Origin of the sequence: Lacisediminihabitans sp. H27-G8 (genome assembly GCF_046156175.1) — a bacterium.
Classification (GTDB): Bacteria; Actinomycetota; Actinomycetes; order Actinomycetales; family Microbacteriaceae; genus Lacisediminihabitans.
The window spans coordinates 608,288-628,927 of record NZ_JAYLVL010000002.1 but is presented as its reverse complement, the minus strand read 5'-3'; the positions used below and the strand labels follow the sequence as shown (position 1 = coordinate 628,927).

Genomic DNA, 20,640 nt, shown 5'->3' with positions numbered 1-20,640 from the left:
TTACACTGGCAAGGTCCTGCCCCCCGCATCCCCAGGAGATCATTCGTGACTGAAGGCACTCGGCTACTCGCCGGCCGCTATGAGGTCGGTGCGCTCATTGGCCGGGGTGGGATGTCGGATGTACACGTCGGCACGGATATCCGGCTCGGCCGACGAGTCGCCATCAAGCTGCTCAAACCGGCCTTGGCGACGGATCCGCGATTCCGCGTGCTCTTCCGCGAAGAGGCGCAGAAGGCCGCCCGCATGGCGCATCCCACGATCGTGCGCGTCTTCGATGCCGGCGAGGAGACCGTTCGCGAACCGAACGGCCTCGAGACCCAGGTGCCCTACATCGTCATGGAGTTCGTCGACGGGCGCCTGCTCAAAGACATCGTGGCCGATGGCCCGCTCGAGCCCAAAGAGGCAGTGCGCATCGTCTCCGGCATCCTCACCGCCCTCGAGTACAGCCATCGCGCACTGCTCGTGCACCGAGACATCAAGCCCGGCAACGTCATGGTCACCCAGAACGGCCAGGTCAAGGTGATGGACTTCGGCATCGCCCGTGCCGTCTCCGACAACTCCGCGACCGTCGCCGACACCAGCGCCGTGCTCGGTACCGCGCAGTACTTCTCTCCGGAGCAGGCCCGCGGGGAGACCGTGGATGCCCGCACCGATCTCTACTCCACCGGTGTGGTGCTCTTCGAACTCCTCACCGGTCGGCCACCGTTCCGCGGGGACCGCGCCGCCGCCGTCGCCTACCAGCACATCAGCGAGGCCGCCGTCGCGCCGAGCACCATCAACCCGCGGGTGTCTCCGTCTCTCGATTCCGTGGTGCTCCATGCCCTCGCGAAAGACAAGTTCCAGCGCTTCCAGACCGCCGCGGAGTTCCGCCAGGATCTCGAGGATGCGAGCGCCGGCGGTATCCCGCCCCGCAAACCACCGGTCGGTGACTTCAACTCCACCCTCTTCGGAGTGAACCCCTCGACGACAGCCGGCTCAGAGGCCGCACTTCGACAGCTGGCCGCGCCCAACGACGAGCGTGGTGCCCGCACCCAGAACCGGCCTCCCGTCGCCTGGATCTGGGTGGGCATCACGGTACTCGCGGTCATCCTCATCGCAATCGTGTTCTGGGTCGTGAACCTTCCGCCCGCCACCATCGGGGACAACCTCTCGGTGAAGGTGCCGGATGTCAAGGGCCAGCTCTACGACCAGGGCGCCGCGAAGCTGAAAGAGGCGGGGCTCAAGACGACCAAGCTCGACCAGTCGAGTCCCACCGTCGAGAGCGGCCACATCATCAGCACCGATCCGAACGCGGGCCAGAAGGTCTCCAAGGACGGCACCGTGCTGGTCACGGTGTCATCGGGCAAGACGCCCACCTCCATTCCGAGCCTCAGCAACCTCACCGTCGAGGCGGCGAAGGCCGCGCTCGAGGCCAGGAAGCTCGCGATGGGTACCAACACCCCCGAGAACTCTGCGACGATCACCTCCGGCACTGTCATCCGCAGCGACCCGGCGGCAAGCAGCCCCGCCCGCGAGGGCGACGTCGTCAATCTCTTCATCTCCACCGGCCTCGTGACGATCCCCTCCGTGGTCGGGGCGGACATCGGCGATGCGAACACGCAGCTCGGTGTGCTTCAACTCACCATCATCGCGGTCCAAGACACCTGCACCGGGAGCAAGGTGAAGGCGCAGTCCCTCACCGGCGACCAGCCGCAACGCTCGACGATCACCCTCACCTACTGCAGCGGTTAAGCCAGCAGCGGTCCGAATGATCAGCCGAGGTTGACCAGCGGTGTCAGTCCTCGAGCCGCCTCAGGCGCCGTCTCGAGACCGGCGACGGCCAACCAGTTGGCGATCATCGCGTAGCCACCCTCGGTGAGCACCGACTCGGGATGGAACTGCACGCCGAAGATCGGCGCGGATTCATGCCGGGCGCCCATGATCACGCCGCCCTCGGTTCGCGAGGTCACGACGAGCTCGTCGGGCACCGTGGAGTCCACGACTGCCAGCGAGTGGTATCGGGTCGCCCGGAAGGGCTGGGGCACGCCCCGGTAGAAGTCACTGTCGTCATGGGTGATCAGCGAGGTCTTCCCGTGCATGAGCTCCTCGGCGTGGGTCACCGTCGCGCCGAGCGCCTCCGCGATGGCCTGGTGCCCGAGGCACACCCCGAGCAGCGGAAGGCCCGACGACAGGGCGGCCGTCACGATGGGGATGGACACCCCCGCCGCCGCGGGCGTGCCCGGCCCCGGAGAGAGCAGCACGCCGTCGTACTCGGCGATGCGCGCCGCGGCGTCCGCCGCCGGGAAAGAGTCGTTTCGCACGACATCCGTCGTCGCCCCCAACTGCAGCAGATAGCCGTTCAGCGTGTAGACGAAACTGTCGTAGTTGTCGATCACCAGGATGCGTGTCATGTTCCCACCGTCACATCGTTCACGTTCACGAAGGTGTTGAGCCACGGGAACACGAACAGAACCAATACGGCGAGTACCGCCGCGAAGAAAAGCACAATCAGAATCACGCGCAGCCACAGGGGGCCGGGCATCAGTCGCCAGAGAGCTCCGTACATGGCCGTCCTAACTGTTCGCCGTGACGGCCGCGCTGATCGCGGAAGGGACCCCGGCGGAGGTCGGCTGCCAGGACTCGAGGGAGGCGTAGGCGATGATCCGCTCGGCCGCCGAGAACATGGGATTGCAGCTCGTCATCGTGAGGATGCGATCGGTCGGGGCCACACCGGCGAACTGCGGCACCGGATCGAGCACGCCGACACCGGTGGGCCGCACGTATTCGAGCCCGCGGAACTCGTAGGTGTAATAGCCGTCCTGCGTCTGCACGTAGATCTTGTCGCCCACCTGCAGGCTCGCGAGGGGCTTGAACGGCGCCCCGTGGGTGGTGCGGTGCGCCGCCACGGCGAAGTTGCCCACCTGGCCGGGCATCTGCGTGCCCGGGTAGTGGCCGATTCCGTTCTTGTCCAGCACCTTCGCGGTCTCGACACCTTCGGAGATGGATCGCGCGTAGTCCGCGCCGAACCGTGGCACGTACATGACCGCGAACTTCACGGCGTCGCCAGGCGCGATGGCCACCAGTGGCTCGCCGAAGTCGGTACCGGGCGTGGTGCCGTGCTCGTGGGTGGGCGCCGCGGCATCCCACCCCTGGGCGAGAGCGGCACCCACCTTGTTCTGGTCTGCACCGACGATGAGGTCGTTGAGCCACAGCTGCCAGCCGAGGAAAAGGAAGACCAGCACCCCGGCGGTGATGAACAACTCACCGAGGATTCCGATCGCGCTGACCCGGTTCCGGCGCTTCGGCGCGAGAGTATCCGCCTGCCTTTGCCGGTGCTCGCTCATGGTCTCGATTCTAAGTGTTCGGTGCGAATGCCCGGACGGGGGAGCCTCGCCTCGGGCCTTCGGGGGCTTTCAGGCTAGAATTCCGGCATGGCAAGATCCACTCCGCGCACCAAGGCCGTTGCTCCCGAAACGAATCGTTCGGGGGACGACGCTCCGAACCCGGTCTGGTTCAAGCCGATCATGTTCGGCCTCATGCTGGTCGGCCTCGCCTGGATCATCGTCTTCTACGTGAGCCAGGGCACTCTGCCCGTTCCGCAGTTCGACCAGTGGAACATCCTCATCGGGTTCGGAATCCTCTTCGTAGGGTTCCTGATGACCACTCGCTGGCGCTGACCTCGCGCCCCCTCACAGGGGCAATTACACGCGTGTAATTATCCCCAGTGTGGAAAAGCCTGTGGATAACTCCGGGCTCACGCGCCGATGAGCTGGGCGCCGGCGAAGGTCGCCCCGATCAACACCACGAAGACCCCGGCGAGAGACACCAATTGGATGCCTCGCCGGCTGCGCTCCCGAGTGCGCACGAGCACGAACGCCACGAGTGCTCCGACGAGCAGGCCTCCCACGTGCGCCTGCCAGGCGATCCCCGGCACGATGAAACCGATCACCAGGTTGATCACGATCACGATGATGAGCTGTCGGCTGTTGCCACCGAGGTGGCGGGCGATCACGAAGTAGGCACCGAACAGGCCGAAGATGGCGCCGGATGCCCCGATGACCGCCGAGCCCGGACTGCTGAGCAGCACCGCGACCGAGCCGCCGAATCCGCTCAACAGGAACAGCGCGAGGAAGCGCCATCGCCCCACCAGGCGTTCGAGCTCTGGTCCGAGCACGAACAGCGAGTACATGTTGAAGAGGATGTGGATGATCGATCCGTGCACGAACAGGGAGGTCAGCATCCGCCACGGCTCGATCGACGTGTACGGGGGGTAGTAGAGCAGTGCGCTCACGATCGGGCTGCCCCGCCCGACGAGCTGGCCGGTGAGCGCCTCTGCCGCGAACACGATCACGCAGAGTGCCATGATCACGTAGGTCACGAGCGGAGCCCCCGGCTGAGCCATGCGACGCACAGAGGTGACGACGGCCGGCTTGGTGCGCGGGGCGCTCTGCCGGGATTCGCGCATGCACTCGGGGCAATGCACGCCGACGGCAGCGGGCGTCTGGCATTCGGCGCAGATCGTGCGCCCACAGCGCTGGCAGAGGATGAAACTCTGGCGATCCGGATGCCGGTAGCAGAAATCGTCGGCGTTGGCCGACTCCTCGCTCACTGTGCGTTCACGAGGAGTCGACCGGATCGGTGCATCAGACCTCGTCGATCGTGACCGACTTGATCACGATGTCTTCGAGGGGACGATCGTTGCGGTCCTTCTTCACGGCCTCGATCTTCTTGACGACGTCGCGGGATGCCTCGTCAGCGACCTCGCCGAAGATCGTGTGCTTTCCCTGAAGCCAGGTGGTGGGAACCGTCGTGATGAAGAACTGCGAGCCGTTGGTGCCCTTGCCGCCGCGGCTGCCGGCGTTGGCCATGGCGAGGAGGTAGGGCTTGGTGAAGGTGAGCTCCGGGTGGATCTCGTCATCGAAGTTGTAGCCCGGTCCGCCGGTGCCCTGGCCGAGCGGGTCGCCGCCCTGGATCATGAAATCGTCGATGATGCGGTGGAAGACCACGCCGTCGTAGAGCTTGTCCTTCGACACCTTTCCGGTGCCCGGGTGGGTCCACTCGATGTCGCCCGCGGCGAGACCGACGAAGTTCTTCACAGTCTTGGGAGCGTGGTTACCGAACAGGTTGACGGTGATGTCACCTTCGGTGGTGTGGAAAGTTGCGGTGTGGGTGTGCGTAGACATGCCTATATTCTCCCACAGCAATGCGTAGCGTTCAGGGTTCGTCCAGTCAACCGGGTTTGTCTGCGCAGGCGTGCGTGCAAAGATGGGAGAATTCTCCGTCCGACTTCTGGAGGTCCCCTTGGCACTGTCACGTAAGCGCGCGAAAGAATTGAAGCGACTCCGGTCCGCTGCATCCGATCTCTGGGATGACCAGAAGGATGTCCTTGAGCACGCCTCCCACGTCGTTCGTGAGGCCGGTCGCCAGGCGGCCAACGCCGGGCGCGAAGAAGTCGCCCCCCGGGTGCGCGATACCTACGACCACCGCGTGCGCCCGGTCGTCGACCTCGGAGTGGCCTCTGGCCGTGCCGTAGCCGACACCGCAAGAGACAAGGTGCAGCGCGATGTGCTCCCTGCAGTCTCCTCCGCTCTCGCCTCGGCCCTCGCCGTGCTCGAGGTGTCCAAGGATCCCCGCGTGCGTGAAGCGCTCAGCAACATTCGCAACGCTGGAAACCAGCTCGGCGCCAAGGTCGGTGTCGTGCAGCCCAAGCCCCAGCCGGGCCCGGGTCGCTACATCCTCATCGCCCTCGCGGTCGTCGCCGCTGCCGGGGTCGCTTACGCGGCCTGGCAGACCCTTCGCGCCGACGACGAGCTCTGGGTCAGCGACGAAGAGGCGGATGACCCCATCGCGCCCGCATCGGCGCGCGCGTAAGCGCAGGCCCACCGCGGCACCCGCGTGAATCGGTCACGAACACGCTGAACGTCGCACGTGCAGGACTCTTCATAACGGGTGTCACTCGAGAGGCTCATCGGCCCCTCCGGTGACACCCGTTGCTGCGTTTCTCGTCGCAGCGAATGCGCCACCACGACTCTTCAGGGAGGCACGAAACCCCCGGGCACGAAGAACCGGGGGTGGAGTACTGCTGTGGAGCTTAGGAGAATCGAACTCCTGACCTCCGCCTTGCAAAGGCGGCGCTCTACCAATTGAGCTAAAGCCCCGGAAATCCGATGAACGGATTCCGAGTGGGGATACCAGGACTTGAACCTGGGACCTCTTCGTTATCAGCGAAGCGCTCTAACCGCCTGAGCTATATCCCCATTGCCTCGATTCACTCGAGGGCAGATACGAGAGTATCGCACCTGTCGAGTTTCAACGAATCGAGCGCCGAACCCCGCTAGTTGTTGGTGAAACCGACCAGCAGTCCGCCGGTGATGCGCACGCTGAAGTTGTACAGCATCGCCGTTATCGCCCCGAGAGCAGTGCCGACAACAGTGTTGAGAAGGGCGACGACGACGGCGAACAGACCGACCTGCGCGAGCGAGAAACTCGCCGTAACGCTGAAGGTCGGCTCGTTGAGGATGTCCTGCAGCACGCTGTCGAGCTTGCCGAAGATCCCCGTGCCGTCGAGCACGACCCACACGAGCATGCTCGCCACGATCAGGATGATCCCGAGGGTGATCGCGATCAGGAACGACAGCTTCACGGCCGACCAGAAGTCGACGTACACGAGCTTCAGGCGCACCTGCTTCGTGGCCGTGGCCCGCTGGGATTTTCGCTGGAGTTTTTCGGCGACGCTACTCATCTACGGACTCGTCCTTTCCGGGCTGGATTTCTCCGGCCGGCGGCTCCTCGTCGGGAGCATCCAGGCCTTCGGCTTCCAGATTGCGTTCACTGTTCTTCGCGACTGCGATGATCTTGTCGTCGTCCGCGAAACGTGCGAAGACTACGCCCATAGTGTCACGACCCTTGGCCGGCACCTCGGCGACAGACGAGCGTACCACCTTGCCACTGGCCAGAACCACAAGCACCTCGTCGTCATCGTCGACGATGAGGGCCCCGGCGAGATCCCCGCGGGCCTCCTGCAGCTTGGCCACCTTGATGCCCAAGCCGCCGCGATTCTGCACCCGGTACTGGTCTGCGGCGGTGCGCTTGGCGAAGCCGCCCTCGGTCACCACGAAGACGAATCCGGTGTCTGCGACGACGGATGCATCGAGCAGGGTGTCCTCGTCACGGAAATGCATTCCGATCACCCCGGAGGTGGCGCGGCCCATCGGGCGCAGCGCGTCATCGGAGGCCGTGAAACGGATGGACATGCCCTTGCGAGAGACGAGGAGCAGGTCGGAGTCTTCCTCCACGAGCATCGCCGAGACGAGTTCATCCTCTTCTCGGAGGTTGATCGCGATGATGCCGCCGGTGCGGTTCGTGTCGTACTCCGACAGCAGGGTCTTCTTCACCAGGCCGCCGCGGGTGGCGAGAGCCAGGTACTTGGCCACCTGGTAGTCGCGGATGTCCAGGATCTGAGCGATCTCCTCATCCGGCTGCAGGGCGAGCAGGTTCGCGACGTGCTGGCCCTTGGTGTCGCGGCCGCCCTCCTGCACCTCATAGGCCTTCGCGCGATAGACACGACCCTTGTTCGTGAAGAACAACAGCCAGTGGTGGGTGGTCGTGACGAAGAAGTGCTCCACTACGTCATCCGCCCGCAGCTGGGCGCCCTTGACGCCCTTGCCGCCGCGGTGCTGGCTGCGGTAGTTGTCGCTGCGCGTGCGCTTGATGTAGCCGCCGCGCGTGACGGTGATCACCATTTCCTCTTCGGGGATGAGGTCTTCCACGTTCATGTCGCCGTCGAAACCGAACATGATCTCGGTGCGGCGGTCGTCCCCGTACTTCGCGATGAGTTCCGTGAGCTCTTCGCTGACGATGTCTCGTTGGCGCTGCGGGCTCGCCAGGATCGCCTTGAAGTCCGCGATCTCGAGTTCGATCTTCTCGGCCTCCTCGATGATCTTCTGGCGCTCGAGGGCGGCGAGGCGACGCAACTGCATCTCGAGGATGGCGCGGGCCTGCTGCTCATCGATCTCGAGCAGCGTCATCAGCCCATCGCGGGCATCCTCGACGGTCGCCGACCGACGGATCAACGCGATGACCTCATCGAGCGCATCGAGGGCCTTGAGATATCCGCGCAGGATGTGGGCGCGCTCTTCGTGCCGGCGCAGCCGGAACGCGGTGCGGCGCACGATCACGTCGATCTGGTGGTCGCTCCACGCCGTGATGAACCCGTCGATCGCGAGCGTGCGCGGGATCCCGTCGACGATCGCGAGCATGTTCGCGCCGAAGTTCTCCTGCAGCTGGGTGTGCTTGTAGAGGTTGTTCAGCACGACCTTCGCCACGGCGTCCCGCTTCAGCACGATCACGAGGCGCTGGCCGGTGCGACCGGAGGTCTCGTCGCGGATGTCCGCGATGCCCGAGATCTTCTGCTCCTTGACGAGCTCGGCGATCTTCAGCGCGAGGTTGTCGGGGTTCACCTGGTACGGCAGCTCGGTCACCACGAGGCAGGTGCGACCCTGAAGCTCCTCGACGTTGACGACGGCACGCATCGTGATCGATCCACGGCCCGTGCGGTACGCGTCCTGGATGCCCTTGAGGCCGAGGATCTGCGCACCGGTGGGGAAGTCCGGTCCCTTGATGCGCTGAATGAGCGCTTCGACGAGCTCCTCCTGCGAGGCATCCGGATTGGCCAGGTGCCAGAGCGCGCCCTCGCCGACCTCACGCAGGTTGTGCGGGGGGATGTTGGTGGCCATGCCGACCGCGATTCCCACCGAACCATTGACGAGGAGATTCGGGAAACGGCTGGGGAGCACGAAGGGCTCCTGGGTGCGGCCGTCGTAGTTGTCCTGGAAGTCGACGGTCTCTTCCTCGATGTCCCGCACCATCTCCATCGCGAGAGGAGCCATCTTGGTCTCGGTGTAGCGATGGGCCGCGGCACCGTCATTGCCGGGGGATCCGAAGTTCCCCTGGCCGAGGGCGAGCGGATAGCGGAGGCTCCACGGCTGCACGAGTCGCACGAGGGCGTCGTAGACCGAGGAGTCACCGTGCGGGTGGAACTGCCCCATGACGTCGCCGATGACGCGGGTGCACTTGGAGAAACCCTTGTCGGGACGGTAACCACCGTCGTACATCGCGTAGATCACGCGACGATGCACGGGCTTCAGGCCGTCACGCACCTCGGGAAGGGCGCGCCCGACGATCACGCTCATCGCGTAGTCGAGGTAGGAGCGCTGCATCTCGAGCTGGAGGTCGACCTGCGTGATCTTGTCGTGTGCGAGGTCGATCTCGCGGCCGGCGATCTGCGGCTCGGCGTCGTCCGGGGGTGTTACATCAGCCATTTTTTTACTTTCTCAGCAGTGGTGATCAAGTAGCTCCCGCTAGGGCGCGCTTCGAGATCCGATGGTGTGGTCTCGACCCGCGCCGAAGAGGGCGCTACTCGACCAGCGAAGGTCTAGATATCGAGGAACCGCACGTCTTTGGCGTTCTTCTGGATGAAGCTGCGTCGCGACTCCACGTCTTCCCCCATGAGGGTGGAGAAGATCTCATCGGCCGCGGCCGCGTCGTCCAGGGTCACCTGAAGCAGGGTGCGGGTCACCGGATCCATGGTGGTCTCCCACAGTTCCTTGTAGTCCATCTCGCCGAGGCCCTTGTAGCGCTGCACTCCGCTGTCCTTCGGCATCCGCTTTCCGGCGGCGGAACCGGCGGCGAGGAGCGCATCCTTCTCGCGGTCGCTGTAGACGTATTCGTGGGGAGAGTTCGTCCACTTGAGGCGGTAGAGCGGGGGCTGGGCCAGATACACGTAGCCCAGGTCGATCAGGGGGCGCATATAACGGAACAACAGCGTGAGCAGCAGGGTCGTGATGTGCTGGCCGTCCACGTCGGCATCGGCCATCAGCACGATCTTGTGATACCGGGCCTTCTCCGGGTTGAAGTCCTCGCCGACGCCCGCACCGAAGGCGGTGATCATGGCCTGCACCTCGTTGTTGGCGAGAGCTCGGTCGAGGCGCGCCTTCTCCACGTTGAGGATCTTGCCGCGCAACGGAAGGATCGCCTGGAACTCCGGGTTGCGCCCCTGAACGGCGGAACCGCCGGCGGAGTCGCCCTCCACCATGAAGATCTCGCTGAGCGAGGGGTCGTTGCTGGAGCAGTCCCGCAGCTTTCCGGGCATCCCGCCGGATTCGAGCAGTCCCTTGCGCCGGGTCTGCTCGCGCGCCTTGCGGGCCGCGAGTCGGGCAGCGGATGCCTGGATCGCCTTGCGGATCACATCGCGGGCCTGCGTGGGGTTGCGGTCGAACCAGTCGCCGAGCTGGTCGCCGGCGACCCGCTGCACGAAGGACTTCGCGATGGTGTTTCCGAGCTTGGTCTTCGTCTGGCCCTCGAACTGTGGTTCGGCGAGCTTCACCGAGATGACCGCGGTGAGACCTTCGCGCACGTCGTCACCGGTGAGGTTCTCATCCTTCTCCTTGATGATCCCCTTCTCCCGGGCGTACTTGTTGACCAGGGTCGTGAGCGCGGCACGGAATCCCTCTTCGTGGGTCCCGCCCTCGTGCGTGTTGATGGTGTTCGCGTAGGTGTGCACGCTCTCCTGATAGGAGGTGGTCCACTGCATCGCGACCTCGAGGGAGATCTTGAGTTCCTTGTCCTCCAGCTCGAAGGAGATGACATCCGGATGCACGACCTCGACCTTCTTCGCGGAATTGAGGTACTCCACGTAGTCGACGAGGCCTTTCTCGTACATGTAGGTGACACTGACGGTCTCGTCGGACTCCAGCTCCCGCTCATCGGTGAGAGTGATCGCCAGTCCTTTGTTGAGGAATGCCATCTGCTGGAAGCGCGCGCGCAGCGTCTCGTAGTCGAAGACCACTGTCTCGAACGTCTCCGGGCTAGGCCAGAAGGTCTGGGTCGTGCCGGTTTCGTCCGTCGTCTCACCCTTGGTCAGTGGACCGGTGGGCGCGCCGTTCTCAAAACTCATGCGCCAGACATGTCCCTGGCGACGCACTTCGGTGTCTACCTCGCGGGACAGTGCGTTGACCACAGAGATCCCGACGCCGTGCAGACCGCCCGAGACCGTGTATCCGCCGCCGCCGAACTTTCCGCCCGCGTGAAGGATCGTCATGACGACCTCGACGGTCGACTTGTTCTCCTGCTTGTTGAGATCGACTGGGATGCCGCGGCCGTTGTCGACGACCCGGATGCCGCCGTTCTTCAACATGGTGATGAGGATGGTGTCGCAGTACCCGGCGAGTGCCTCATCGACGGAGTTGTCGACCACCTCGTACACGAGGTGGTGCAGGCCGCGGGGTCCGGTGGAGCCGATGTACATGCCGGGACGTTTGCGCACCGCCTCGAGTCCCTCGAGCACCTGGATCTGATCTGCTCCGTAGCTGTCTTCAGATTCGGAATTCGAGCGGTTCGCTGCCATGTGAAATTAGGCTCCTGCCAGGTAGATCGATTGTTCGTTCGCGGCTCGGGTTCCCCTGAAGGGAGCTGCCATGACGACTCTGTAATTCTACCAAACCCTCGAGGCGCATAGGCGCGAATCGGCGATCTGGGGACTTAGATCTGCCGAGGCGACCTGTTTTGCCCTGTCAACCGTAAGTATCGCGCGGACCACGCCCTGGGATTGATCTGGGGCCGCGTTTCCACGAGGGGGCCCCCGGTCCTTCGAAACGCACCGAGTCGATGCCCGCATCCGGATACTTCGCCACGATGCGACTCATGATCTGCACCCGCATGAGCCGAAGCTGGGTCGCCCAGGCCGTCGAGTCGCATTTCACCGTGAGCACGCCCTCCTCGATTCCGACCGGGGCCGAGTGCTCTGCGGTATCGGCTCCGGCGATCTCCAGCCAGGATGCCAGCAACTCCGAACGCGCCAGCGGCGAACTCCACCCCAGTTTCGACGTCAACGAGTCCATCACGGCTCCGAGCCCCTCCGGATCGCGCCCCCCTCCGAACGGAATCGTCGACCCGGGCTCCTTCTTCGCCCTCTTGCGCGCGTCGGCCGATCTGCTCGAGCCGTCGCCGAACACGCGACGAAACCGCAGGTACACCGATACCGGTTCGGATTCCTCGGGAGCATCCGCCATGTCTTTCACAGCGCACCCGCCTCGACAATGGTGCCCCGCGAGATGTGCACGGTGTTGCCGGTGAGCTCCTCCGGAACGTCCTCGAACACCGCGGCAGTGATGAGCACCTGCTCGAAATCGCGCACTGCAGCCGCCAGGCGGGCCCGACGGGAAGCATCCAGCTCGGCGAAGACATCATCGAGCATGAGAACGGGATCTCCCATGGACGACTCACGCCTCAGCAGAATGGCGGACGCGAGCTTCAGGGCGAGAGCGAAAGACCAGGATTCTCCATGGCTGGCATAGCCGCGGGCGGGAAGCGAGTTGAGCTCGAGCACCAGGTCGTCGCGGTGCGGGCCGACCAAGGTGATCCCCCTCTCCAGTTCGCTGCGGCGCCGGTGCGTGAGTGTGTTGCGGAACGCGACTGCGGCATCGTCCGCCGTCATGATGCCACGACTCAACCCGCCCGGTTCGACATCCTCGTCTCCCACACCCTGTGGGGGCGGGCCGGCCGCGAAGATACTGAGCTGGTTGGCCAGCCCGGCGTGGTGGTCCTCGCCGGCAACCGACGTGTACGCGGCCGCGACCTCGGGCGACAGCTCGGCGACGAGAGTCGTTCGAGCCTCGATCAGCTGCGATCCGAGCGCGACCAGGCGCTCATCCCAGATATCGAGGGTGGAGAGTTTGTCGCCACGCACCCCGGATGCCCTGGCCGACTTGAGCAGGGTGTTGCGCTGTCGCACCACGCGGTCGTAGTCGGCGATCACGCCCGAGATCCTCGGCGACCGCAGCACGAGCAGTTCGTCGAGGAATCTGCGTCGTCCCGCCGGATCCCCGCGGATCAGCGCCAGATCCTCCGGGGCGAACAACACACTGGAGAAATAGCGGGGCAACTCGCGCGTCTTGATCACCGAACGATTGATCTGTGCGCGGTTGGGCGCTGACCGGTTGAGTTGCACCTCCGCGAGGATCTGTCGCTCGCCGCTCTCGAGCCGGGCGCGGATGATCGCCGAGTCGGTCCCCTGCCGGATCATGGCGTGATCGATTGAGACCCGATGGGAGCCGAGGGTGCTGAGATACGCGAGGGATTCGACCAGGTTCGTCTTGCCCTGCCCATTGCTGCCGACGAACAGGTTCGCTCCGGCGGCGAGGGCGACCTCCGCAGAACTGTAGTTGCGAAAATCGGTGAGGCTGAGGTGGGTGACGATCACGGCATCAGTCGACGGCTTTGACCGAATGCCCACCGAACTGGTTGCGCAGCGCGGCAACGGCCTTCATCGCCGGAGAACCCTCCGGCTGGCGTGACACGAACCGGGCAAAGATCGACGCACTGATCGTGGGAACCGGAACGGCATTGGCGAGTGCTTCCTCGATGGTCCAGCGACCCTCTCCTGAATCCTCGACATAGCCTTCGATGTTCGTGAACTCCGGGTCTTCCTCCAGGGCGCGCACGAGCAGTTCCAGAAGCCAGGACCGCACCACTGTTCCGCGTTGCCACGCCTTGAACGTGCCGGTGACGTCTTTGATGATGTCATCACGCTTGTCGAGCAGCTCATAGCCCTCGGCATAGGCCTGCATCAGCGCGTATTCGATGCCGTTGTGCACCATCTTCGCGTAGTGTCCGGCGCCGATTTCGCCCACGTGCACGAATCCCTCTTCGCGTGGACCTTCCGGGCGCAGTGCGTCGAAGATCGGCATCAACAGGTCGATGTTCTTCTTGTGACCACCGACCATCAGGCCGTAGCCGTTCGCCAGTCCCCAGACGCCTCCGGAGACACCGGCATCCACATATTCGATGCCCTGTGCCGATACCTGCTCGGCGTGCTTGATGTCTTCGGTGAACCGTGAATTGCCACCATCGATGATGATGTCGCCGGATTCGAGCACTCCAGCCAGGTCGGTGACCACCGAGTCTGTGATGGCTCCAGCCGGAACCATCACCCAGACGATGCGGGGCGAGGGAAGAGCTTTCACCAGATCGGCGAGACTCGCGACATCCGTCACGTCGGGGTTGCGGTCGTAGCCGGTGACCTCGATGTCGTGCGCGCGCAGCCGCTCGCGCATGTTGTTACCCATTTTGCCGAGACCGACGAGGCCGATGTGCATGTCAGAACTTCCTTCTGGGATGTCGCGGGGTGAAGTTACCTGAGCAGCAGGTTGGGCTGCAGGAGGTACTTGTAATTATCCGCGCCGGGCTGGTCCTTGGACGACTGGCTCGTGATCAGCACCGGACCGGGCTTATTGGGATTCTCGGTCTTGGTGAACGAGATCCGCACGAATTCGGAGTGAACCGCTCCCAGACCGTCGAGCAGGAAGGCCGGCTTGAGGGAGACGACGGTGTCACCACCACTGAGGTGCGCGTCGATGGACTCGGAGGCCTGAGCCTGTTCCGATCCGATCGCCTCGAGGGTCACTCCGTCGATCGTGAAGGTGAAGCGCAGCGCAGCCTCTCGTTCGAGCACGAGGGAGACGCGCCGCACGGCCTCGATGAGTTCGGCCGTGTTGATCACCGCATAGTTGTCAACAGTCTCGGGAAACAGCCGCTTCACGGGCGGAAAATTGCCCTTGATCAACAGGGACGTCACGGTTTTCCGGTCCGCCCGGAACGCGATGAGTTCGCGATCGTCGGTGTTCGTGATCGCGACAGAGATCGTGCCGCTGTGGCCGAAGGTCTTGCCGATCTCCTGCAGGGTGCGCGCCGGCACAAGCGCCGTGAGCGTTTCCGTCGAGCCGGTGTCGCCGGAGTCCCAGTCGATGGCGCGTACGGCGACGCGATACCGGTCGGTCGCCACCATCGTGAGGCTGTTCTCTGATACCTCGAGCTGCACCCCGGTGATCACTGGAGTCACATCGTCGCGAGATGCCGCGACCGCGACCTGGGCAACCGCGGTGGCGAAAGCATCTGCCGGCAACAGCCCCGATTGTGCGGAAACTTGCGGCAGTGTGGGGTATTCCTCCACCGGCATGCTGAGAAGAGTGAATTTCGCCGGCCCGCAGGTGACCGAGATGCGACCTTGCTCGGTGGAGAACTGCACCGGAGCATTGGGGAGGCGGCTGGCGATGTCGGCGAGAAGACGCCCGGAGACCAGAATCTTGCCCTGTTCCTCGACCTCGGCGGCGATCTCCGTTTGGGCAGACACCTCGTAGTCGAACGACGACAGAGTGAGGCCGGTCTCTGTGGTCTCGATGAGAACGCCGCTGAGGATCGGCAGGGTTGTTCGCTGGGGCAGGAGTTTCACCGCAAAGGAGACGGCTTCACTGAAGACGTCGCGATTGACCTGGAACTTCATGGGCACCCCTTGCTATCGAACCTGCTATCGAATTGGCGCTCGCGGAGCGAGCGGTGATCCGGGAGGTTAATACTGGCACAGCCGGTTCTTGCGTCCGACCCAAGGGTTATCTTCTCCAAAATAATTGTCATTAAGGATTAACACTCTTAACCGCTGTGCGATCTGTGAATAACTCCGTCGATGGCTGTCGGAAGCGGGGAACTACAACGGTGTGAGTTGTGGGGAATATGTGGCATCTGACCGCGAATCGACGCTCCTGCCGAGGAGCCGGTCGAGGGACTTTCCACAGGGCGGGTTTTGATTGCACAGTGTTTATCGGCGTGTTCCACAGTTATCCACAGGTTATCCACACTGTGAGACTGGAACGTCTACCCTGCCGCCTAGATCGAGTTATAGCGGTGGTTCTGCTTGATGCGACTGGTGAGCTCGGTGACCTGGTTGTAGATCGAGCGACGCTCCTTCATGAGTTCGGTGATCTTCTTGTTGGCATACATCACGGTGGTGTGGTCGCGGTTGCCGAAGAGTTGGCCGATCTTGGGGAGAGACAGATTGGTCATCTCCCGGCAGAGGTACATCGCGATCTGTCGAGCGGTCGCCACCGCCTGGGACCGGGACGAGCCGTAGAGATCGTCGACCGTGAGTTTGAAGTACTCCGCGGTGTGGTTGATGATGTCGACCGGCGCGATGACATTGTCGTCGTCGAGGGTGATGAGGTCTTTCAGCACGGTCTGAACGAGCGCGAGGTCGACCGGTGTGCGGTTGAGGCTGGCGAACGCGGTGACCCGGATGAGGGTTCCCTCGAGCTCACGGATGTTGGACGAGACCTTCGTGGCCATGTACTCGAGGATCTCCGCGCTCACCTGTAACTTCTCGCTCTGGGCCTTCTTGCGGAGAATGGCGATGCGCGTCTCGAGGTCGGGTGCCTGCACATCCGTGATCAGTCCCCATTCGAATCGGGACCGCATGCGGTCCTCGAATCCGGTGAGCGCCTTCGGAGGCAGGTCGCTGGTGATGACAACCTGCTTGTTGTGATCGTGAAGAGTGTTGAAGGTGTGGAAGAAGGCTTCCTGCGTCTCCACTGCCCGCTGCAGAAACTGGATGTCATCGATGAGAAGGATGTCGATCTCGCGATAGCGCGACTGGAACACCGAGGCCCGGTTGTTGGCGATCGAGTTGATGAAGTCGTTGGTGAACTCCTCGGAACTCACATAGCGCACACGGATGCCCGGATAGAGGCTCTCTGCGTAGTGGCCGATCGCATGGAGGAGGTGGGTTTTACCCAGGCCGGAGTCGCCGTAGATGAAGAGGGGGTTGTACGCCTTCGCCGGCGCCTCGGCCACCGCGACTGCAGCGGCATGGGCGAATCGATTGGAGCCTCCGATGACGAAATTGTCGAAGTTGTACTTCGGATTGAGCCGCGAATCGGCTCGGCGTGTGCCGGAGGCGATCCCCTCGGTGGGGGGTGTCGGTGCCAGGGGCTGTTCGATGTAGGGCTGCTGCTGCTGTTCGAGCGCATCACTGGAGGGATGGCTGAGGGCATCGTGTGCGATCTCTGGGTTGACGACGATCGCGAAGTTGCTGACCGACTCTTCGCCATCGAGCCCATTGAGCGCGTCAAGGAGCGGGAGGCGGATGCGCTGCTCGAGCATTCCGCGGGTCAGATCGTTGGGCACCTCGAGATAGAGCGTCGCCGCCATGACACCCTTGGGTTCCACCAGGCTGAGGAAGCCCTGGAGCTGGGGGGTGATCCTGTCGTCGGAGCGCAGGGTGGTGAGTACGGATTTCCAGATCTCCTGGGTCGAATCCGTGATGTCACTCATTGTTTCCTCGCTGTAATCGGGCGTAGTTATGCACAGGGTTATCCACCGGGTGTGCAGTCCCACCACCTTAGTTCCGGTCGCATGTCGCTGCCACGCCGACTTTGTGGGAGTGTGGATAATGCGCGGGATGGCTCCAGAGTTTGACCGCAGCCGATTAAGACCGTATTTTTAATCAGTTGACTTCAGCCTGATGGCTAAACTTCACTCCCCTGGCTTCCTGGCTCCTACCGAGCTGGCCGTGCGGAGTTCTAACACGCGAGAGATCTAAATCATGAGCAAGAGAACCTTCCAGCCGAACAACCGGCGCCGCGCCAAGGTGCACGGATTCCGCCTCAGAATGCGCACCCGTGCCGGACGCGCCATCCTGGGCGCGCGTCGTCGCAAGGGACGCACCGAACTCTCCGCGTAGTCGAGCCCCCGTGTTGGCCAAAGCCAACCGGCTCGTCCGGGCTGACGATTATCGGCGCCTCGTGCGCCGAGGTCGGCGAGTGGCGACCCGTCATGCTCTGGTCTACATCCTCCGGGGCAATGACTCCTGCCCACCCCGGTTCGGTTTTATCGTCCCCAAAAACGTGGGAGTTGCGGTGAATCGCAACCTCGTGAGGCGGCGTCTCAAGGCACTGAGCTTCACCGCTCTTCCCCAACTTGCACCGGGTACCGAGATCGTGATTCGTGCATTGCCAGGCTCAGCGCAGGCTGGCTGGGATATTCTGCGTTCTGAGATCTCGGAGGTCGTGAGCGGAGGAGTGACACGAGCGTGAATTCCGTCGTGACATTCGTGCTCTTGCTCCCCCGCAATCTCAGCGTGCTGATCCTGCGGGTCTACCGGGCTGTGATCTCACCCCTGTATGGCGATGTGTGCCGGTATTACCCCTCCTGCTCCTCCTATGCGCTTCAGGCCATCCAGCAGTACGGCGTGGTTCGGGGAAGCTGGTTGGGTATTCGGCGGATTGCACGGTGTCACCCCTGGGCAGCCGGCGGCGTGGACGACGTGCCTCAGCGGGTGGAACAGAAATACGCGGTAACCCGCTTTGGTTTTGTTGTATCGATGGCCACGGAAAGGTGACCTAAACACATGGACATCATCGGCACGATTCTCTGGCCCATCAAATGGGTCGTAGAACTCATCCTCGTGGGCTTCCATGAGTTCTGGAGTTTCCTCGGTCTCGACCCAAATGCGGGTCTGACCTGGGTTTTGTCTATCGTGGGCCTAGTTCTCGTCATTCGGGCAGCGCTCATCCCGATCTTTGTGCGACAGATCAAAAGCCAGCGACGCATGCTCGAAGTGGCGCCGCAGCTCAAGAAGATCCAGGACAAGTACAAGGGCAAGAAAGACCAGTTCTCCCGCGAGGCGATGTCCCGCGAGACCATGGAGCTCTACAAGAAGACGGGCACCAACCCGCTGAGTTCCTGCCTTCCGCTGCTTCTGCAGATGCCGATCTTCTTCAGTCTGTTCTCGGTGCTCCATAATGCCCAGACCGGCGTGATCGGAGTCGGTCTGCTGAACAAGTCGCTGTCGAAGTCGTTCGGCTCGTCCTCTCTCTTCGACATCGCTCCCCTGCACCTCGCGATCAGCACCGCGGACGGCAACGTCGCTGTGATCGTGATCGCCATCATCATGATCGTGCTGATGACCGGATCGCAGTTCATCACCCAGCTGCAGATCATGTCGAAGAACCAGTCGGCCGAGATGAAGGCCAGCCCGATGTTCAAGCAGCAGCGCATCCTGCTGTACCTGCTCCCCCTGGTGTTCGCGTTCTCCGGCTACACCTTCCCCCTCGGAGTCATGTTCTATTGGCTCGTCTCCAACTTCTGGACGATGGGCCAGCAGTTCTTGGTGATCCGCAACATGCCGACACCCGGTAGCGAGGCCGCTCTCCAGCGCGAGTCGCGCATGGCGAAGAAGGCACAGCGCCGTGGATTCTCGATCATCGAGGACCAGCCGCTCGCAGTAGACGACATCAAGCTGAGTACCCAACGGGTACAGCCGGTGAACAAGAACCGTTCGAAGAAGACCGGCAACAAGAAGTAACCGCACGCCTGCCCCCCAGCCGTTCCAGAAAGAGACCTCCTTCATGTCAGAGACCATCCCCCAGCTCGCCGACGAGACGACAGCTTCCGCGGAGACCACCACTGCCGACGTCGCCCCGGAAGAGACCACTTCGGCCGAGACTGCAACTCCGGACTCGGCCGCCGCGCCCGAATCAGCCCGTTCGGTCACCCAGCTGGAGGAAGAGGGTGAGATCGCCGCGGACTATATCGAGGAACTGCTCGATATCACCGACCTCGACGGCGACATCGACATCGATGCCCGCGATGGCCGGGCATATCTCTCCGTGAACTCCAGCCAGGACAGCAACCTGCGCCTCCTCTCGAAGCCCGAGACCGTCAACGCTCTGCAGGAGCTCACCAGGATCGCCGTGCAGGCGAAGACCGGCGTCTTCTCGCGACTCATTCTCGATGTGGGTGGATCGCGCCAGACGCGCGAGGCCGAACTCTCCCAGCTGGTGGAGCGCGCCGCCGACCGGATCGAAGGCGGCGCTCAGTCCGCGGCCCTTCCTCCGATGTCTTCATACGAACGCAAGCTCGTGCACGACCTGGTCGCTGCCCGCGGCTTCGTTTCGCAGTCTGAGGGTGAAGGATCAGATCGCCACACCGTCATCACCCGCGCGTAGTTTCACGTGAAACATTCGGTCGTCGGGGGCTCCTGTGAGTGAAGAGGGCGCGAATGCTGCGCGGGATCTCGTGGCGCGGGCTGACAGGACCCGCGACGCCGCGTCCGGGGATCACGCACCTCGAGACGAGGTGGCGCCAGATATCACGGGGCCGGATTACCCAGCTTCACCTGTCGCGGTGGAGGCTGAGCCGGCTGCAGCAGAGGCTGTCTTCGGCTCACGGATAGAGCGTGCACGCCAATTCACGGCGGACCTTGCGGCCCGGGGTGAGGAACTCGGTCTGATCGGCCCACTGGAGATCCCTCGATTGTGGACCCGCCACATCCTGAACAGCGCTGTTCTCGCCCCGTTGATCAAGCCGGGGCGTGTGGGGGATATCGGGAGCGGCGCGGGACTGCCCGGTTTGGTTCTCGCCATTGCACGACCGGATGCGCAATTCATCCTGATCGAACCCATGGAGCGACGGGTCGACTGGCTTCGTCGCGAGGCCGACGCGCTGCAGCTCGACAACGTGGAGGTCGTTCGCGCCCGGGCGGAAGAGGCCAAACTCTCCCCTTGGTTGGATCAGGCCACCGCGCGCGCGGTGAGTGCGCTGTCCAAGCTCATCCCGTTGACCGTACCGCTCGTGAGATCCGGTGGGCAGTTACTCTTCCTCAAGGGTGCGAGTGTGGATGCCGAGGTCGAAGCGGCGGCCAAAGTGATCAAGCGCACCAGATTGACCGATGTCGAGGTGCTCACCTTGGGCGAGGGAGCCGAAGCCACGCGGGTCTTTCGGGCTACAGTTGATTGACCGTTCGGGGTGGTCGCTAAAGCCAGGCGGCCTCGATTT

Annotated in this window: 22 protein-coding genes and 2 tRNA genes; 9 read left to right on the top strand and 15 right to left on the bottom strand. The window is 63.4% G+C overall.

Translation table 11 applies throughout. The annotated features are described in order from the left end of the window. Positions 1-45 precede the first annotated feature (45 nt). Positions 46-1,731: a Stk1 family PASTA domain-containing Ser/Thr kinase gene (gene pknB / locus VLI63_RS07760; protein WP_409156269.1), complete on the top strand. Its 1,686-nt coding sequence runs from the start codon at positions 46-48 to the stop codon at positions 1,729-1,731. A gap of 20 nt (positions 1,732-1,751) precedes the next feature. On the opposite strand, the gene VLI63_RS07755 is transcribed toward pknB, so the two are convergent. Genes VLI63_RS07755 through VLI63_RS07745 form a run of 3 tightly spaced genes read right to left on the bottom strand, consistent with a single transcriptional unit; the run spans position 1,752 to position 3,323 of the window. Next, entirely contained in the window at positions 1,752-2,390 is a 639-nt protein-coding gene (locus tag VLI63_RS07755) for an anthranilate synthase component II (protein ID WP_409156268.1), read from the bottom strand. Continuing rightward, positions 2,387-2,545, bottom strand: coding sequence for a hypothetical protein (locus VLI63_RS07750; protein WP_409156267.1), 159 nt, complete (start codon positions 2,543-2,545; stop codon positions 2,387-2,389). The genes VLI63_RS07755 and VLI63_RS07750 overlap by 4 nt, the downstream gene beginning before the upstream one ends. A 7-nt stretch (positions 2,546-2,552) precedes the next feature. Next, positions 2,553-3,323, bottom strand: coding sequence for a class E sortase (locus VLI63_RS07745; RefSeq protein WP_409156266.1), 771 nt, complete (start codon positions 3,321-3,323; stop codon positions 2,553-2,555). A gap of 87 nt (positions 3,324-3,410) precedes the next feature. Between VLI63_RS07745 and VLI63_RS07740 the strand changes: the two genes are divergently transcribed. Then, positions 3,411-3,656 (top strand): cell division protein CrgA, encoded by a 246-nt coding sequence (locus tag VLI63_RS07740; RefSeq protein WP_409156265.1) that lies wholly within the window; start codon positions 3,411-3,413, stop codon positions 3,654-3,656. Positions 3,657-3,733: 77 nt separating this feature from the next. On the opposite strand, the gene VLI63_RS07735 is transcribed toward VLI63_RS07740, so the two are convergent. Both VLI63_RS07735 and VLI63_RS07730 read right to left on the bottom strand, forming a co-directional pair. After that, positions 3,734-4,588: a rhomboid family intramembrane serine protease gene (locus tag VLI63_RS07735; RefSeq protein ID WP_409156264.1), complete on the bottom strand. Its 855-nt coding sequence runs from the start codon at positions 4,586-4,588 to the stop codon at positions 3,734-3,736. 34 nt (positions 4,589-4,622) lie between these two features. After that, positions 4,623-5,162, bottom strand: a complete 540-nt coding sequence (locus tag VLI63_RS07730; RefSeq protein ID WP_409156263.1) for a peptidylprolyl isomerase — start codon at positions 5,160-5,162, stop codon at positions 4,623-4,625. A 118-nt stretch (positions 5,163-5,280) separates the two neighbouring features. Between VLI63_RS07730 and VLI63_RS07725 the strand changes: the two genes are divergently transcribed. After that, complete coding sequence (locus VLI63_RS07725; protein WP_409156262.1) at positions 5,281-5,850, top strand: hypothetical protein; 570 nt, start codon at positions 5,281-5,283, stop codon at positions 5,848-5,850. Positions 5,851-6,064: 214 nt separating this feature from the next. Here the strand turns inward: VLI63_RS07725 and VLI63_RS07720 are convergent. The 10 genes from VLI63_RS07720 to dnaA all read right to left on the bottom strand — a co-directional run bounded on the left by VLI63_RS07720 (position 6,065) and on the right by dnaA (position 17,136). Then, positions 6,065-6,137 (bottom strand) — tRNA-Ala (locus tag VLI63_RS07720). Between the two features lie 25 nt (positions 6,138-6,162). After that, positions 6,163-6,236: transfer RNA gene (locus VLI63_RS07715), tRNA-Ile, on the bottom strand. A 77-nt stretch (positions 6,237-6,313) separates the two neighbouring features. Beyond that, on the bottom strand, positions 6,314-6,721 hold the full coding sequence (locus tag VLI63_RS07710) for a DUF3566 domain-containing protein (protein ID WP_409156261.1): 408 nt from the start codon (positions 6,719-6,721) through the stop codon (positions 6,314-6,316). Continuing rightward, positions 6,714-9,299 carry a DNA gyrase subunit A gene (gene gyrA / locus VLI63_RS07705; protein WP_409156260.1) on the bottom strand — a complete coding sequence of 862 codons (2,586 nt, stop codon included), beginning with the start codon at positions 9,297-9,299 and terminating at the stop codon, positions 6,714-6,716. The genes VLI63_RS07710 and gyrA overlap by 8 nt, the downstream gene beginning before the upstream one ends. Positions 9,300-9,412: 113 nt before the next feature. Then, the gene (gyrB, locus tag VLI63_RS07700) at positions 9,413-11,383 is read right to left on the bottom strand and encodes a DNA topoisomerase (ATP-hydrolyzing) subunit B (RefSeq protein ID WP_409156259.1); all 1,971 of its coding nucleotides are present in this window, start codon (positions 11,381-11,383) and stop codon (positions 9,413-9,415) included. Between the two features lie 166 nt (positions 11,384-11,549). Then, positions 11,550-12,047 (bottom strand): DUF721 domain-containing protein, encoded by a 498-nt coding sequence (locus tag VLI63_RS07695; protein WP_409156598.1) that lies wholly within the window; start codon positions 12,045-12,047, stop codon positions 11,550-11,552. Between the two features lie 5 nt (positions 12,048-12,052). Beyond that, positions 12,053-13,237, bottom strand: a complete 1,185-nt coding sequence (gene recF / locus VLI63_RS07690; protein ID WP_409156258.1) for a DNA replication/repair protein RecF — start codon at positions 13,235-13,237, stop codon at positions 12,053-12,055. 4 nt (positions 13,238-13,241) lie between these two features. Then, entirely contained in the window at positions 13,242-14,132 is an 891-nt protein-coding gene (gene gnd, locus VLI63_RS07685) for a phosphogluconate dehydrogenase (NAD(+)-dependent, decarboxylating) (protein WP_354573524.1), read from the bottom strand. Positions 14,133-14,167: 35 nt separating this feature from the next. Continuing rightward, positions 14,168-15,316, bottom strand: coding sequence for a DNA polymerase III subunit beta (dnaN, locus tag VLI63_RS07680; RefSeq protein WP_409156257.1), 1,149 nt, complete (start codon positions 15,314-15,316; stop codon positions 14,168-14,170). A gap of 380 nt (positions 15,317-15,696) precedes the next feature. After that, positions 15,697-17,136 carry a chromosomal replication initiator protein DnaA gene (gene dnaA, locus VLI63_RS07675; RefSeq protein WP_409156256.1) on the bottom strand — a complete coding sequence of 480 codons (1,440 nt, stop codon included), beginning with the start codon at positions 17,134-17,136 and terminating at the stop codon, positions 15,697-15,699. 271 nt (positions 17,137-17,407) lie between these two features. Between dnaA and rpmH the strand changes: the two genes are divergently transcribed. The 6 genes from rpmH (at position 17,408) to rsmG (ending at position 20,601) form a co-directional block, all read left to right on the top strand. Beyond that, entirely contained in the window at positions 17,408-17,545 is a 138-nt protein-coding gene (rpmH, locus tag VLI63_RS07670) for a 50S ribosomal protein L34 (protein WP_010204566.1), read from the top strand. Then, positions 17,484-17,897, top strand: coding sequence for a ribonuclease P protein component (rnpA, locus tag VLI63_RS07665; RefSeq protein ID WP_409156255.1), 414 nt, complete (start codon positions 17,484-17,486; stop codon positions 17,895-17,897). Before rpmH ends, rnpA begins: the two co-directional genes overlap by 62 nt. Next, positions 17,894-18,202, top strand: a complete 309-nt coding sequence (gene yidD / locus VLI63_RS07660; protein WP_354573520.1) for a membrane protein insertion efficiency factor YidD — start codon at positions 17,894-17,896, stop codon at positions 18,200-18,202. Before rnpA ends, yidD begins: the two co-directional genes overlap by 4 nt. Positions 18,203-18,211: 9 nt before the next feature. Further along, the gene (gene yidC, locus VLI63_RS07655) at positions 18,212-19,168 is read left to right on the top strand and encodes a membrane protein insertase YidC (RefSeq protein ID WP_409156254.1); all 957 of its coding nucleotides are present in this window, start codon (positions 18,212-18,214) and stop codon (positions 19,166-19,168) included. A gap of 43 nt (positions 19,169-19,211) precedes the next feature. Next, complete coding sequence (locus VLI63_RS07650) at positions 19,212-19,811, top strand: protein jag (RefSeq protein ID WP_409156253.1); 600 nt, start codon at positions 19,212-19,214, stop codon at positions 19,809-19,811. A gap of 142 nt (positions 19,812-19,953) precedes the next feature. After that, positions 19,954-20,601: a 16S rRNA (guanine(527)-N(7))-methyltransferase RsmG gene (gene rsmG, locus VLI63_RS07645; RefSeq protein WP_409156597.1), complete on the top strand. Its 648-nt coding sequence runs from the start codon at positions 19,954-19,956 to the stop codon at positions 20,599-20,601. Positions 20,602-20,640 lie beyond the last annotated feature (39 nt).